The sequence below is a fragment of the Streptococcus catagoni genome, from assembly GCF_011421425.1.
Taxonomy (GTDB): domain Bacteria; phylum Bacillota; class Bacilli; order Lactobacillales; family Streptococcaceae; genus Streptococcus; species Streptococcus catagoni.
Window position 1 is genome coordinate 378,159 of the sequence record NZ_WPCW01000001.1, and the last position, 15,730, is coordinate 393,888.

A 15,730-nucleotide genomic window follows, 5' to 3' on the forward strand; every position below is an offset into this window, starting at 1 on the left:
ACTATAGCTTTATTAGTTAAAAATAAGAAGCTACTATAAGCAATTTATTTCCATTTAAAAGGGCCCTGCCTATTTATGCTATCATGCCTTAAAAAGTTTAGAAAACGCCTTGACTTTTATATTTAATTTGTATATAACAAAACTATGAAATCTAAAGTTACTATCAAGGATATTGCACGAGAAGCCGGTGTTTCCGTTGCGACTGTTTCTTATGTCTTAAATAATCGAAATGACCAAAAAATCAGTGAGGAGACACGTAATAAAGTCCTTCACATCAGTAATTTGCTCAACTATACACCCAATCAAGCTGCTAGATCCCTAGTGACTCGCCAATCCAACAGTGTTGTACTTTATTACAAGTACGCTCATTCCATCCTATCTAGAGCAGAACAAATGCATAGTATTAGTTATCTAACAGGCCTCTTACATGCTAAGGACTACCAGCTGGTCTGCCTTAATCAAGATAGCATCGAAAAGTTTGACTGGTCTGATATGATTTTAACATTGGATATCGAAAAAGATGTTTTTCGTAAGATTGGAAAACTGAGTTTTAAACCATTGATTGCCTTAAACAGCTTTATTAACGATCCTCTCTTTTTCCAGATTAATACAGACTATGCTAAGCTCAAAGAAAAAGCAGATGCATTTTTTAAAGGGCAAAGCTATACTTTGCTGTCTCTACCTATTAACAATGAGGAACGATACCAGCATATGGCCTCTCTTTTCTCAAATTTAAGGATTGTTGATGATATCAAAGTCCTGGAAAACTTTAAAGAAGAGAATCTCTTGTTAATTGACAAAAGCCTGGATCAGTTCTTCAGGGATGCCCCACATAAACTCTATTTACCAAGTTTCCATCCTAAAAAAGAACAAGCAATTCTAAACGCCATTGAGTGGGCTAAGGAACGTCAACCAGATAAGGACCATAATTTACTGATTTAGAATGGTAATCAAACTCTTAAATAAACCTATTAAAAAACAACTGCCTTCCTTATTGGGGCAGTTGTTTTTATCTTAATCACTAGCAGCTTTCTTAGTATTAGTCTACTATTTCATCTCTAAAATGCGTTTTGTAAAATACCAAAGTAAGTATTAATAGGGTACCAAAGACCTGACAATTCATTACTAAAATAGGATTTTGAACAAAGAGACTGATCAAAATGGCAATAAGTGTAGGTATAAGAAAGCAATTAACCATTATGCCAAAACCTTCTGAAAAACCTGTAATTGAAAACAACTTGGATCTTTTTGTTAAAGATAAAAAGAAAGCTCCCAAACCAATAACAATTACTGTTCCGACATAGACTAGAAAGGCAAAAACAAACAAGAGAAGAGCTAGAACACTGGCTTTATTGCTTATATACCATTGTTGATTCACAAAGGATTTAACAGATTCCAAATCTTTCAAATCTGCCAAAGACTTCTTCACTCCTCTTACCGAAGCAGTCATTTCTTTACCTTCTGGACTTACAAAAATCCATTCTTTTTCATTTAAAATGATCTGTCTCATTTTACTTACTTTTAAAGCTTTTAGATCTGCCTTTTTTGGCAATACAGCTAGAGCCACATCCTTATCTTTGATCACAATTGACTTTCCTTGATAAGAGTCATTTCTTATTTGACCCTGAGTCAATGCTGAAAAGGTGTTAGCCCTTATGGGATCCAAACTATTTCGCACAATAAGTTCCATAGGATAGGTTTTCATAGACATATAGTGCAAGCTTACTGGAAACATAATTAAGGAGTTCAAAAAGACAATTATCAATAGGTTTTGCCACCAAGTAAATTGACCGCGATTGGCAAAAATAGCTTTAGGAGATAAGCAATATGTAAAATAAGAAAAAGGAAATTGTTTTTTCTCTAGCATTCAAATACTCCTTATCATCATTATCCTTTGGTTCCACCACTTGTTAATCCAGAAACAAAGTTCTTTTGTAAAAAGAAAAATAGAACTGAAATAGGAACTGCTATAAGTATTGCACCCGCAGCAAACAAGGTTACCTTAGGATTTCTGGCGTCGTTGGTAATAAATGACTGTAGTCCGACAGCTACGGTATAATTCTCCTGTGTCCGTAACAAGAACTTAGCAAGCATAAAGTCTCCAAATGGACCCATAAATGCCCATAGGGCTTGCACAGCTATCATTGGCCGAACTAGGGGAAGAACAATTTGATAAAAGGTTCTAAAGTGTCCTGAACCATCCAATTTAGCTGATTCATCTAAATCATAAGGAACTGTATCAAAATAACCTTTCATCAACCAGGCATTCATCGGAATACCGCCACCAACATAAATGAGGATTAAAAACCAATAGTGATTCAAGGCATTAAAGAGCCAAGCCATTACAAAATAAGCTGTCAAGGCCGCCATGGTCGGTACCATTTGCACTACCAAGAAAAACATTAGGCTTTTCTTTCGACCAAAGAAATTATATCGACTATAGGCATAGCCTGTCAAGGTAACGACCGTAACCTGTATAAGCATGGTAAAAAAAGCAACGATCAAAGTATTCCAATACCAACGTAAATAAAGGGTTTCTTTAAATAAGGTATTAAAAGTCGTCAAGGTCCAAGGACCATCAATATTAAAACTAAAGGCTGTTGTATTTCCAGGTCTAAAGGCTGAGCTGACCGTCACTAGTATTGGAAATAGAATCACAATAGCTAATAAGATAAGGTAGATATAGGTTGCTAATTGTGTCAAGAAGCGTTTGTGTTTCATTGAAGTTGAAAGATACCTTTTTCTCATTATCTATCCTCCATATCAAATGCTTTAAATTTTTTAAAGGTGATTAATGACACTGAAATCACAATCACTGAAATAATTAAGGTGACTGCTGATGCCATTGAAAACTGTGGTGAGGTTTGAGTGGTTAACTTATAAATCCACGAAATCAAAATATCTGTTGTACCTGCCCCACCACCTACAGTACCTGGTCCTCCATTATTAAAGAGATAAATAATAGAGAAATTATTAAAATTAAAGGTGTACTGAGAAATTAATGTTGGAGCTGCAACTGCAAAGATCATTGGCATGGTGATATGGCGAAACTTCTGCAAGACCGTTGCTCCATCCACTGTAGCAGCTTCATATAAGTCAGATGGAATGGACTGCAAAATACCTGAGACGAGAATGTAGATATAGGGAAAGCCCAACCATCCCTGGATCATAATAACAGCCACTTTTGTCCAAAATGGATCAGTTTTCCAAGGAATAATACCAAAATCTACAAAAGGAAGGAATTTTTCTATAAAAGGAAGAACCTGAACGTTCATTGCTCCGATAGAATCATTGAAAAAATTACCAAAACTCATGATAGAAATGAAGGCTGGAACAGCCCATGGCAGTAAGAAAATCACTCCAAAAAGACGTTTACCTTTAATAAAAGATTGATTGCTAATAACTGCTGTAGCAATCCCTATGACAATCTGAAGACTGGTTGCTGCTAAGGTCCAAATGATGGTCCATGATAAGACAGAGGTAAAAGCAGCTTTAAAAGTGCTTAACTCTAGAATATTCAGGAAGTTTTTAAAACCAACCCAATCTAGCAAACGATAAGGCGGAATATGCCTAAAATCATAATTGGTAAAAGCAATTAATAAAGTCACTAAGACTGGAAAAATAATTGCAAAAGCCATGGCCAAATAAGCCGGTATGATAAGCATATAGGGAAAGCCTTTTTTATAGACAAGTTCAAGCGTTTCCTTAGCACTTATAGGAATCTTTTGTCCTGCATTAATTTGACGAGCAACAATTTTTGCATCTCTCATGGCAACTAAATGAAAAATAACAAATAAAGCCAATAAGATTAGTTGCATTGCGCCCTTTATCAGTAAAAATAAGGAATGATCTTCCATTGGGGTGCTGCCCAGGCTATACAAGCCATGCAAGGCAGGAAATCCCCATAAAAGAATTTCTAACACTTCCAACAAGAACAATGCTAATAAAGCTATCCCTTTCACTTTTTGCCTATTATATAATTGACCTAGTCCTGGAATTAGAGATAGCCACATTGCCTGATATGGATTCTGCTTTCTTTTTTTACCTAACATTTTCTATTCCTCTTTCCATAAACTATTTGAGTTTACCCTCCTTAATTGTACAGAATTCTACTTACGGTGACTAGTTTAATTTTTTACTATAATGGTCTCTGCCTGATCCTTTGTTTTGATAGTATAGGTGTCATTACTAGTCCATAAAGCATTTCCATTACTATCTTTTTTAACAAGCTTGCAGTTTATACTTTGGTTGATTGGTAAATTAACATCAAAGAACCAGTTTGGATACTTGGCAATTGATGCTGTGTTATTAAACATTGGACCAATAGCTCTGCTATTATCATTAGCTCCTAATTCAAAGGCATCGCCCACAATATATAACTGCTCACCTGGTTGTGTCTCGAAATTATTGACCATTAAGCGTACTGGTATTTGTTTATCTGTCAATACTTCAAACCCTTTGTAGACATTACTTTTTTCTTGCTTAGCATTGGCTACTGATATATCGTAATAACCTGCTTTTACATTTGGAACCTTTAATTTAATAAGTGTATCTGACCAAGAGACAATATCTGCCGCTACTCCTCCAAAAGATATTTGTCCTTGACTTGTTCCAAATCCCTGTCCTGAGATAGTGATCTCATTACCAACAAGACCTATTGAAGCATCAACATCACCAAGCTGTGGGCTGTTGTCTTTGCCTTCATAAGTCCAAACTGCCACTTGGCCTGGGCCCAAATCAAAAGTATCAATTTTTCCACCACTTGTTACAGATAATTGTTTACCTCCAAGGAGTCCTCCCAATTTATCTTCATATTTATTAACTGGTAGAGAAGTTTTGGCATCCTTTATTTGATAACTATTTGTCTGGTCTTTATTGACAGCTACCAATGCAACGCTATTTCCAAATTTACGTTCAAATACTAAGACCTGATCATTAATCCAACGTTGTTCTGTCCCTCCATAAGCTAGAGCTTGATTTTGCTTTCTCAATGGAGCCAATTTGCTAATAACCTTATATGCCACGGAATCTTTATTAAAAGATGGCATATCTCCTCGATTTTCTGGATCATTAGCTCCTTGGGCGTATTGCTCTGATCCATAATAAAGATTAGGAACACCACGTGAAGTCAATAATAAGGCATAGGCTTGGTTAACAGCTGTTTGATTGCCAGCAACTTTGGTAGCAAAACGTTCCATATCATGGTTGTCAATGAAAGTGACCTGATCTGAAACTTCCTTAAATTCTGTTTCCGTAGCCTTAATCAGATTGTAAAAATCATGCATGGACGCTGACATGTCTGTGTATAATCGTCTGACTGAGTGAGCAAACCTAAAGTCTAAAAGCCCCATTCCACTGGTATTAGCAAAAGTAGTCATTTGAGGATCATTGAATCCTCCTTCAGTAAACCATTCTCCAAAGGTAAAGACATTATGTTTTTCATAGATATGACTGAGCCAGTTTTTCTGCCATCCCTGAGACATATGTTTAACAGCATCGACACGAATACCATCTATACCCATATCTAGCCATTTATCAACCGCTCCCTTTAGATAGTTGTCAACAGTGGGATTAACATTATTAAGATCGGCTAAACCATACATAGAATGGTAAATTGAATTTTCATAAGTTGTAAAATCAGTCCATGATTCATGATTAAAAAGCTTTTGCTTATCATCAGTAAACTTACCAACTAAGGTACCATCCTTGTATAGAGCCCCATCTTCTGGAAAAGTTAAGTCTTTGCATTCTGCTGTTGACGTATGATTAGGAGCAAAATCAATAACAACTTTAATATTTTTGGCATGCGCTATTTCAATCAATTGTTTAAAGTCGTTCATGTTCCCAAAATGGCTATTTGTTCTATAGAAATCCTTGCCCCAATAGCCATGGTAAGCAGCACCTTGATTTGAAGGATCAACACTATCAATATTTTCAACGGGCGAAGAAATCCAAATGGCAGAAATCCCCATATCAGTCAGATAGCCATCATTAATTTTATTAATAATACCTTTCCAATCTCCCCCGTGATATTTCTTAGGATCATTCTTATCAAAAATATTTCCCTGTCCATTATTTGAACTGTCCCCATCATTAAATCGATCTGTAACGATCTGATAAATGGAATCTGTCGAAAAATCTGCTTTATTAGTAACTGATTGATTATCAGAGGCAGAAACTGGCAAGGAAACAGATAGGAAACCAAGTAACATCATGCCAGTTGTTAACCACTTGGGAGACCTTAAATTAATATTTTTCATAAATTCTTCCTTTCTAAACAGAGTATCCTAATGTTCAATAACAATATAACCTCCACAAAGCAACTGCTTATTTGCTTCATCTACTTTATTTGCAGTTATAATCCGTCCTTTTTCCTCAATAGAATAAGGATTTAGACTGTTATTGATAATGAGCGTAATGACCTTATCTCCTAAAAGGCGTTTAATCAATAGACAATCTCCCTGACTATCTATAGTAATCCTACCTTCTTGAATAAGGTCTAATTGACGAAGAGCTATAATGCTCTTAACTTTCTTGAAAAAATCTTGGTCCCACTCTTTATTATCCCAATTAAAACCACGGCGACAATCAGGATCATATCCCCCTTCCATGGCTAATTCGGTTCCATAATAAATACAAGGAATTCCCATAAATGTAAAAAGCAAAGCTAAAGCAGCCAACAATTTGTCCTTAGATCCTTTCACCTGTGTGAAAAAGCGGTGCGTATCATGAGAATCAAGTAGGTTTAAATTCATACGATTAACCTGCCAGGTATTTCTCATCAGAATATTGCTTAATTTTTCAGCCATTCCTTTTGAATCAATCGTCTCAAAAGCAAAATAGTCTAGACAAGATTTGGTAAAAGCATAATTCATAATGCCATCATATTGGTCCCCAGCCAAATAAGGATAGGCATCATGCCAATTTTCACCAATTAAAATAGCATCTTCTTTTTCAGCCTTGATGGCTTTACGGAAACGTCGCCAAAAATCATGAGAGACCTCATCAGAAACATCTAAACGCCAACCGTCTATTGCAAATTCCTTAATCCAATAGAGTCCAACTTCAATCAGATAATCCTGTACATCTTTATTAGAAGTATTCCACTTTGGCATATAGTGACATCCTGCAAAAGTTTCATAATTGACCAAGTCCAATGATGGATGATCATCGTGAGGCATAAACCAATCAAAAAATCTTGAGTTTTTACCATGAAGGAGGACATCCTGAAATTCAACTATATCACTACTTGCATGGTTAAAAACTGCATCTAAGATGATTTTTATTCCCATTTGATGGGCAGACTCAATCAAATTTTGAAGATCATACTTACTTCCAAATTGAGGATCAATAGCATAATAATCACTAATATCATATTTGTGGTTACTGATTGATTGGAACATAGGAGTTAAGTAAATAACAGTGATCCCTAATTCCTTGAGGTAGCCTAATTTATCAGTAATCCCCTTTAAATCACCACCGGCAAAGCTTTGAGGTAAGGGTTTATCTAGCCAGTTCATATTAATGTAGGAACTATCTTTTTCCCAATCCCCACGATTAAAGCGATCAATGAAAATTTGGTAAAAAACAGCATCTTTAGTCCAAGGAATCAGATGATGAATGTCAACCTCATTAATGTAAGGCATCTGAAAGAAATTATAAAAGCCATTTGAAAAATCGTAAGTATCAGTAAGACCATCCTCACTAAAATAGTAAGTTTTACCACTTTCCTCGATTTTAAATATATAGGCTAATCTCACGTCATCAAGTCTTAACGTTGTCTCATAATAAGCATGCGTATGATCTCTAAAAGTTACTGACATCTCAAGCTCTTCTTGATAATCATGGTAACCATACTTAGGACCATAAAGTAAGCTAACTTTAATCTGAGTATCCTCTTTTGCAACACGTAATCGAATGACAAGTTCCTTTTGAGATATTGGAAAGCAGTATCTCGAATCAGGGATATGTAACATTCCGGCAATATTCATCTTTACCTCCACTCATGAATGAGTTTTATTTGACATTTTTCTAGAAAAAGGAATGGTATAAATATGCAGATCTCCTATCCTTTTCCAAATCTTTTGAAAACAAAGAAATAGAGGCTTAGGGAACTTTTATCCCAACCTCCCTTTCTTTATTATTCAGTGTATTTTTGCTCAATAGCTACTTTAATTGTTTTAGCGGCTTCTTTAGCGGCTTTAGAAGCTTCTTTTTTGCCAGAAGCAACATTGAAGAACATGTTTGCTCCAGGTTCCCAAACCTCAGACATTTGTGGAATGTTAGGCATTGGTTGTGCGCTAGCAAATTGGTTAACAACTGCCTTGGTCAATTCATTGCCTTGTTTTAAAGCAGAGTTTCTAGCTGTAAGATTAGCTGGAATTTCTTGAGTCTTATCATAGAAACGTTTTTGATTTTCAGCATTTGTTACATAATCAAGGAATTTCTGGGCAGCTGTTTTAGCTTTAGAATAGTTAGAAACAACCCAGGCTTTTCCGCCAGCAAAAGTTTTATATTTTTCACCGTTAGCAAGAGTTGGAATTTCAAGGACACCAAAATTCACACCTGCATCTTTAAATGAGCTGGCTGCCCAAGGACCATCAATGATCACACCTGCTTTTTTAGAAATGAATTGTTCAGTAATGAAATCTCCAGCTTTTTTAGCATCACGCATTCCTTGAGGCCATACTTCATACCATTTCTTAGCATAGTTCAAACCATTAATAGTACCTTCATTGCCAATACCTATATCACTTGGCTTAGTACCTTTATCACCGAAAATATAACTACCGTATCCAGCAATCAAACCATAACCATAGTAAAAATCAGTCCATTTAGCTAAAAAACCAACTGTTTTCCCTGGCTCAGAAGCAAAAGAAAATTTAGGATCTTTTTGTAATTCTTCAAGTTCTGCAAAGGTTTTCGGAGCTTTGGCAACTAAATCTTTATTATAGTAAGCAACTAGAGTTTCAACAACATTTGGTGCTCCATAGACCTTACCGTTAATAGTGACTAATTTTTTGACTGTATCATCATAGTCTTTGCTATTTCCTAGCTTAACTTCAGAAATTTGACCTTCTGTTCCAAGTCCACCGACACGATCATAAGGAGCTAGAAAAACATCTGGTGAGGCCCCTGTTGGCCCATCTGTTGACAGTTTATCAAGGGTATCCATCATACCTTCTTTTTTAACTTTAACAGTAACCTTGGCTGATTTTTCAAAGTCGCCCTTAATAGCATTAATATAATCAGCGTAATTTTCATCTACTGAAACAACAATTGTTTTGTCATCAGATTCTTTTGTTTTCTTAGTAGTATCACCGCTACCACAAGCTGTTAAGACACACAGCGAGGTCAATGAGACCATTCCTAGAATAGATGTTTTTTTCCAATTCCATGACATAATAAAATTCCCTCCTAAAAATTAGTCCCTTACTAAGACTGGGTAAAATTGCTTAAAATTGGGTAGAGTCCAAAATAAAGTGCACAAAACTAACTTTATTTAACAATATCACTTAAACGTTTAAGTTAATCTAATATTACCGTAATCGCTTACATTTGTCAATGGCTTTTCTTTAGTTTTAAAAAATATTTTAGGATCATTTATTTCCATAAATAAAAATTATCAAACCAAGGACTGATCTCAGCTTAGAGAAAAAAGCTTTTTTGATCCTTTTCTTAGCTGGTCTGGGAAAGCCATTTCCTTTTAAAGATTCCATTTCCCTAAGCTTTCAGATCCTCTTCTATAGCTGAAATAAAGCCACTCTCACCATCTTTAATAGCTTCACTAGCTTCCTCACTATTTTTGTCCATCAGAGGATCTCTCTGAGAAATAACAGCTTAAGAAACTTTACTCTTGAGATTTTCCAATATAGTAGAAAGTCAGACTGTTTCTCCTTTCTTAATCTTTGGCTGATTATATGATATAATGGTTTAATTCACTACAGAGGAGCAATAATGTATCAAGATCCCGTTAAAAATTTGAAATTGGCCAAGCGTGGGCCCATAGTTAGTATCTTTGCTTACTTGTTATTAAGCTTAGCCAAATTAATTAGTGGTTACTTTCTCAATTCAAATTCCCTTATCGCAGATGGTTTTAACAACTTGTCAGATATTGTTGGAAATGTCTCCTTGCTTATTGGTCTACACTTAGCCAGTCAGCCAGCCGATGCTAATCACCGCTTTGGACATTGGAAGTTCGAAGATTTATCTAGTTTAATAACATCTTTTATCATGTTTATTGTTGGTTTTCAGGTTCTGATCCAGACTGTCCAAAACATTTTCTATGGTAAAACAAGTCCCGTTGATCCCTTAGGTGCTATAGTTGGTGTCATATCAGCAATTGTTATGCTCTTGGTTTACTTTTACAATAGATGGTTATCTAAAAAGGTTAAATCCAGTGCTCTGGTAGCAGCTTCTAAGGATAACTTATCAGATGCTATAACATCAATCGGTACTTCCATTGCTATTCTTGCAGCTTCTCTGAAATTGCCTATCATTGATAGGATAGCGGCTATTATTATTACCTTTTTTATCTTAAAAACAGCCTTTGATATTTTTATGCAAAGTGCCTTTAGTCTTTCAGATGGCTTTGATAATAAGCATTTAAAACAATATGAAGCTGCTATTTTACAAATTCCTAAAATACTTGCTGTCAAATCACAGAGAGGTCGAACTTATGGCAGCAATGTCTATCTGGATATCGTTTTAGAGATGCATCCTGATCTTTCAGTCTACAAAAGTCACGCCATTACTGAACAAGTTGAACAACTCCTAAGTGATCGATTCTCTGTTTATGATATTGACATCCACGTGGAACCTTCTCAATTACCAGAAGATGATAAACTTGATCATATTGAGAAAATCTTGTCACGAAATGAAAAATACATTCTCTCTAAAATTCCTGATTATGAAAATCTCATTGATAAAGCCTTTCACTTTATTGATCAAGAAGGTAAGATTTATGACCGCCAACAGTTTTTAGCATTTGAAAATCACTACTCCAGTCATTTTCAAAATTTCACTATCCAATCCATTAGTCAAAAGACCAAATTAATCACTTATGAATTGGAAGGAAGTCGTCATAGCAGTATTTGGCGGCGAAATGAGACCTGGTTTTTAGTATTCCATCAGCTTAGTTCGAAAAAGGCAAAGCATCAGCAAAAAAACAAGTATATGGTCAAAAAGCTAAAGCCCTAGGCTTTAATCCCCTATGCCATAAAAAAACAAAAAGATTGAAGAAAACTTCCATTTGGACTTTTTCTTCAATCTTTTTTACTGTCACCAGTAATTTCTATATTATTGCAATGCTTTAACTAATGCAGCTTGTAGGTTTGCGATTTCTTGATCAACACCTTGCACTGTAACTGAAGGATTTAATTGCACGCCTACAGCGTGTGTGATGGCTTTATTTAGAGTATTATAAACTTGGAAACTCTTAACATTTAAAACCTTACGGTCTCTTTCAAAACGAGTATGCCAGATTGCCTTATCTAATTTAGACTTAGTATAGATGGTTGCAGTATCTGTTGGTTTTAAATCAGGGTAGGAAAGAACAGTAGTTTCCAATTTTTTAACAGCTTCTACTTGAGCTTTTATGGAATCTACAGATGCGAAAGGATCAGCTATACGAATAACGAGTTTTGTTATGCCAAATCCCATATCAATGTGAGCTTGTTGTACTTTATTACTTAGATGATTGGTTGAAAAAACAATGGCTTCGATAACATCGGAAATGGCTTCAATACGTGTTCCAATGCTTCCTAAATCATATATTGTCTCAGGATTAGCTCTTAGAGATGTTTTCATGTTTTCCACTGCATGGATAGCATTGTTAACAGATCTCTCAGCTGTAGTACCTTTAACTTGGCCTTTTAGTGCATCTAGCTGAGCAGTTTCTTCACTAAGAACTTCTTTAAGTTCTTGGCCTTGATTTGACTGACTACTTGCTTGAGTCTTGACTGTAACTGGGTTAGCAACTTGATCAGCTTGTACATTTAAAACAGCTGGTGAAAACAATGCTAAACCTGCCACAGTACTTGACAAAAATATCATATGTTTAATTTTCATCGTTCACTCCTTCTAATGAATTATTGCAATAATCGTAGAAACATAAGCGCTTACAAGCGTATCATACTACTTACTTTACCCTCAGTCAACTATCAACCTCTTAGGCTATTTTTACTTTATTATAAAGCAAAGCCTTATTTTTTAACTTCATTAATTCATTAATCTTATTATAAGAAAACAACTGATAGAACTTTCTAATTTTCTGAAAAAACACCTGGCTTCAAGGCCGAAATTTTCAAAAGCATCTATTTTTATTTTGAGATAAATGAGTATGTCTGACTATTTAACTTAACCAGTTAATTATTCGAGCCTTCAAATCTTTTTAAATAAAAAAAGTTTAAATTTAAAATTAATTATATGGCTTTAAAATAATAAGGGTTTTTTCTGAAAAGAGACCGCAACAACTGCTTAGATCTTGGCTTTAAGAAGCCTATAAAAAAAGATACCTGCTAAACAGATATCCTTAGGAATCACAAGATGAAAATAAGTATTTTTATTTATAATTTCTTTACAAACTCTGATTTCAATTTCATTGGACCAAAACCATCAATTTTACAGTCAATATTATGATCCCCTTCAACAAGACGGATATTTTTAACACGCGTTCCTTGTTTTAAATCTTTTAATGCCCCTTTTACTTTTAGATCCTTAACAATAGTTACAGTGTCTCCATCTTGTAAGAGATTACCATTGCTATCAAGAACTTTTAAGCCCTCTTCAACTTCTTCTTGACCTGGTGTCCATTCAAAGCTACACATTGGACAGATTAATAATAAACCATCCTCATAGACATATTCTGACTGACATTGCAAACAATTTGGTAGTGACATATTTTCCCCTTTTTTTGTAGACTTCTAATAGTTTACAGTAGATTTTGGAATTTTACAAGATGAATACGTTCACAAGACGAAAAAAACCTAGCCTTAGCTAGGCCAGATTGAAGACAGCAGCTTATCCTACTTGCTTGTCTTTTCTTTGTCTTAGAAAATGTATTTCTAAGGACTTTGTCTTCAATCTGAGATATCCTCATGGAACACAATAAGATCTTATTCTACTGTGACAGCTTTTGCAAGGTTACGTGGTTTGTCAACATCAAGTCCACGTTGCAAGGAAGCGTAGTAAGCAATTAATTGTGTTGGTACAATCATGGCAATGGTTGCTAAAAATGGATGAACTTTGTTAACGATGATATCATCGCCTTCACGTTCCAAACCTTCTTCTACAACTGTTAGGACACTAGCTCCACGTGCTACAACCTCTTGGATATTTCCACGTGTATGAGCTGCTATTAACTCACTTGATGAAATAATACCAATAACTGGTGTCTTATCCTCAATCAATGAGATGGTTCCATGCTTCAATTCTCCTGCTGCAAAGCCTTCACATTGAATATATGATATTTCTTTTAGTTTAAGTGCAGCTTCCATCGCTACGTAGTAGTCGTTTCCACGGCCAATATAAAAAGCATTTCGAGTGCTTGCTAATAGTTTTTCAACCTTTTGCGCAATGATATCTTTTTCTGTTAAAGTAGCCTCAATAGATTGAGCTACTAGTGATAACTCACGAACCAAATCAAAGTCTAAAGCTGTTTTTTTACCATTAGCTTCACCTACAGCTTTTGCAAGGAAAGCCAAGGTAGCGATCTGTGCTGTATAAGCTTTGCTAGAAGCAACTGCAATTTCTGGACCAGCATGAATGATCATAGTGTATGTCGCTTCACGTGATAAGGTTGATCCAGGTACATTAGTAATCGTTAAGCTTGGAATACCCATCTGGTTAGCTTTAACTAATACTTGACGACTATCAGCTGTTTCTCCAGATTGACTCAATAATATAAAGAGTGGTTTTTTGCTCAATAATGGCATGTGGTAGCCCCATTCAGAAGCAACACCCAATTCTACTGGTGTATCTGTTAATTCTTCTAGCATAGCCTTTGAAGCATAGCCAGCATGATAAGAAGTTCCCGCTGCTAGAATATAAATACGATCAGCCTCTTGGACAGCTTTTACAATTGCTGGATCAACGGTCATATGACCTTCTTCATCTGAGTAAGTCAAAATTAACTTGCGCATAACAGAAGGCTGCTCATCAATTTCTTTGAGCATATAAAAAGGATAGGTCCCTTTTCCAATATCTGATAAATCAAGTTCAGCAGTATAAGAATCGCGTTCAAGCTCATTACCCTGAAAATCCATAACTTTTGCCTGATCTTTAGTAAGGACAACAATTTCTTTATCATGAATTTCCATAAATTCACTTGTCTCACGAATCATTGCCATAGCATCTGAACAAACCATGTTATAACCTTGACCTAAACCAATTAACAATGGTGATTTATTTTTGGCAACATAGATTGTTTGAGAATCCTCTGCATCAATCAAGGCAAAGGCATAGGAACCTTCAATGATAGATAGTGCTTTTTTAAAGGCTTCTAAGACTGGAAGATTTTCAGCAAGAGCAAACTTCTCAATAAGGTGAATAACAATTTCTGTATCTGTCTGCCCCTTAAAATGGTCTTCTGAAAGATAGTCTTCTTTTATTTGTACGTAATTTTCGATAACACCGTTATGTACTAGAGCAAAGCGTCCACTTGCTGATAGATGTGGGTGAGCATTTTCTACGGTTGCTTGCCCATGTGTTGCCCATCTTGTATGTCCAATTCCAGTACTGCCTACTACATCAATACCAATTTTTGAATGCAAGTCAGCTATTCTACCAACTGATTTTACAATACTAGAGTTTGCACCATTTGCTACAAAAATACCAGCTGAATCATAGCCACGATATTCTAATTTTTCAAGTCCTTGCATTAATATGTCAGTTGCATTACGATTTCCAACAACACCAACAATTCCACACATAACTAATTACCTTCGTAAGTAAACTTACTACTTTCTAATTATTCTTACAATTGGTATAGTCGATTTATCTATACCAAAAATCTATGTTTCCAGTATATAATAATGATATTGCCTTGTCAATAAATATATTGGTATAGTCTAATTACAAAAAAGCAGTCAGGAAACTAACTACTCTTTTTCAATAAAACCAAAATCGCCCAGTGGTAGAATTCTAAAATTGACCACTCCTTTTATTTGCTTTTCATCGATTAAACCAAATGTCCGACTATCCTTCTTATTTTGTCTGTTATCATTTAATAAGAGATATTTCCCACTAGGGATAACAGTATTCTCCCCTTTTGAGATGGTTGAGATATTAAAGTCGTCTGTATACAGACTTCCCATGGGAGAGGTACTTAAATATTTGGTTTTTAAATCATCAATATAGGTTTGTGGTTCTACCTTGTTATTCAGATAGAAAATATCATCCATATAGGTGGCTCTTTGTCCCCCTTTTGCGATCACCCGACTCATATACTTCTTGTTATTGACCTTGTAAACAACAAAATCCTTATAAAGGGGTTTGATATTTTTTTTAACAATCACCACATCACCAGAATTGAGATAAGAATTTGCTGTTTCATCATTTACTTTAAAAGTTGAAAAGACAAATAATCTCAAAAGAACGATAACAACGATAAGTGCTAAAACTAAAATTATGTTTCTTATAAAATCTCTTTTTACCATATTAGCTCCTAGTCTTTTATCTATTATAGCATTTTATAAGAAATAACAAAAGTTAAGAAATTTCTATTTATTAT

The 15,730-nt window shown here is 35.1% G+C and carries 12 protein-coding genes; 2 read left to right on the forward strand and 10 right to left on the reverse strand.

What is annotated here, in order from left to right; all coding sequences use genetic code 11:
• Window positions 1-144 precede the first annotated feature (144 nt).
• Window positions 145-942: a LacI family DNA-binding transcriptional regulator gene (locus HBN42_RS01835; protein WP_165993154.1), complete on the forward strand. Its 798-nt coding sequence runs from the start codon at window positions 145-147 to the stop codon at window positions 940-942.
• Between the two features lie 97 nt (window positions 943-1,039).
• Here HBN42_RS01835 and HBN42_RS01840 read toward each other — a convergent pair whose 3' ends face one another.
• The 6 genes from HBN42_RS01840 to HBN42_RS01865 all read right to left on the reverse strand — a co-directional run bounded on the left by HBN42_RS01840 (window position 1,040) and on the right by HBN42_RS01865 (window position 9,403).
• A complete protein-coding gene (locus HBN42_RS01840) occupies window positions 1,040-1,867 on the reverse strand; it encodes a maltodextrose utilization protein malA (protein WP_165993156.1) in 828 nt (275 codons plus the stop codon).
• A 20-nt stretch (window positions 1,868-1,887) separates the two neighbouring features.
• Entirely contained in the window at window positions 1,888-2,748 is an 861-nt protein-coding gene (locus HBN42_RS01845; RefSeq protein WP_165993159.1) for a sugar ABC transporter permease, read from the reverse strand.
• Window positions 2,748-4,052 carry a carbohydrate ABC transporter permease gene (locus HBN42_RS01850; protein WP_165993161.1) on the reverse strand — a complete coding sequence of 435 codons (1,305 nt, stop codon included), beginning with the start codon at window positions 4,050-4,052 and terminating at the stop codon, window positions 2,748-2,750. The genes HBN42_RS01845 and HBN42_RS01850 overlap by 1 nt, the downstream gene beginning before the upstream one ends.
• 75 nt (window positions 4,053-4,127) lie before the next feature.
• Window positions 4,128-6,260, reverse strand: coding sequence for an alpha-amylase family glycosyl hydrolase (locus HBN42_RS01855; RefSeq protein ID WP_165993165.1), 2,133 nt, complete (start codon window positions 6,258-6,260; stop codon window positions 4,128-4,130).
• A gap of 27 nt (window positions 6,261-6,287) precedes the next feature.
• Window positions 6,288-7,991 carry a glycoside hydrolase family 13 protein gene (locus tag HBN42_RS01860; protein ID WP_165993167.1) on the reverse strand — a complete coding sequence of 568 codons (1,704 nt, stop codon included), beginning with the start codon at window positions 7,989-7,991 and terminating at the stop codon, window positions 6,288-6,290.
• 149 nt (window positions 7,992-8,140) lie between these two features.
• Window positions 8,141-9,403, reverse strand: a complete 1,263-nt coding sequence (locus HBN42_RS01865; protein WP_165993169.1) for an extracellular solute-binding protein — start codon at window positions 9,401-9,403, stop codon at window positions 8,141-8,143.
• Window positions 9,404-9,957: 554 nt separating this feature from the next.
• Between HBN42_RS01865 and HBN42_RS01870 the strand changes: the two genes are divergently transcribed.
• Window positions 9,958-11,199, forward strand: coding sequence for a cation diffusion facilitator family transporter (locus HBN42_RS01870; protein WP_165993171.1), 1,242 nt, complete (start codon window positions 9,958-9,960; stop codon window positions 11,197-11,199).
• 99 nt (window positions 11,200-11,298) lie between these two features.
• On the opposite strand, the gene HBN42_RS01875 is transcribed toward HBN42_RS01870, so the two are convergent.
• The 4 genes from HBN42_RS01875 to lepB form a co-directional block, all read right to left on the reverse strand.
• Window positions 11,299-12,069: a CAMP factor family pore-forming toxin gene (locus HBN42_RS01875; RefSeq protein WP_165993173.1), complete on the reverse strand. Its 771-nt coding sequence runs from the start codon at window positions 12,067-12,069 to the stop codon at window positions 11,299-11,301.
• Window positions 12,070-12,566: 497 nt separating this feature from the next.
• The gene (locus HBN42_RS01880; RefSeq protein WP_165993175.1) at window positions 12,567-12,899 is read right to left on the reverse strand and encodes a zinc ribbon domain-containing protein YjdM; all 333 of its coding nucleotides are present in this window, start codon (window positions 12,897-12,899) and stop codon (window positions 12,567-12,569) included.
• A 216-nt stretch (window positions 12,900-13,115) separates the two neighbouring features.
• Window positions 13,116-14,930 carry a glutamine--fructose-6-phosphate transaminase (isomerizing) gene (gene glmS, locus HBN42_RS01885; protein ID WP_165993177.1) on the reverse strand — a complete coding sequence of 605 codons (1,815 nt, stop codon included), beginning with the start codon at window positions 14,928-14,930 and terminating at the stop codon, window positions 13,116-13,118.
• A gap of 168 nt (window positions 14,931-15,098) precedes the next feature.
• Window positions 15,099-15,656, reverse strand: coding sequence for a signal peptidase I (lepB, locus tag HBN42_RS01890; RefSeq protein WP_165993180.1), 558 nt, complete (start codon window positions 15,654-15,656; stop codon window positions 15,099-15,101).
• Window positions 15,657-15,730 lie beyond the last annotated feature (74 nt).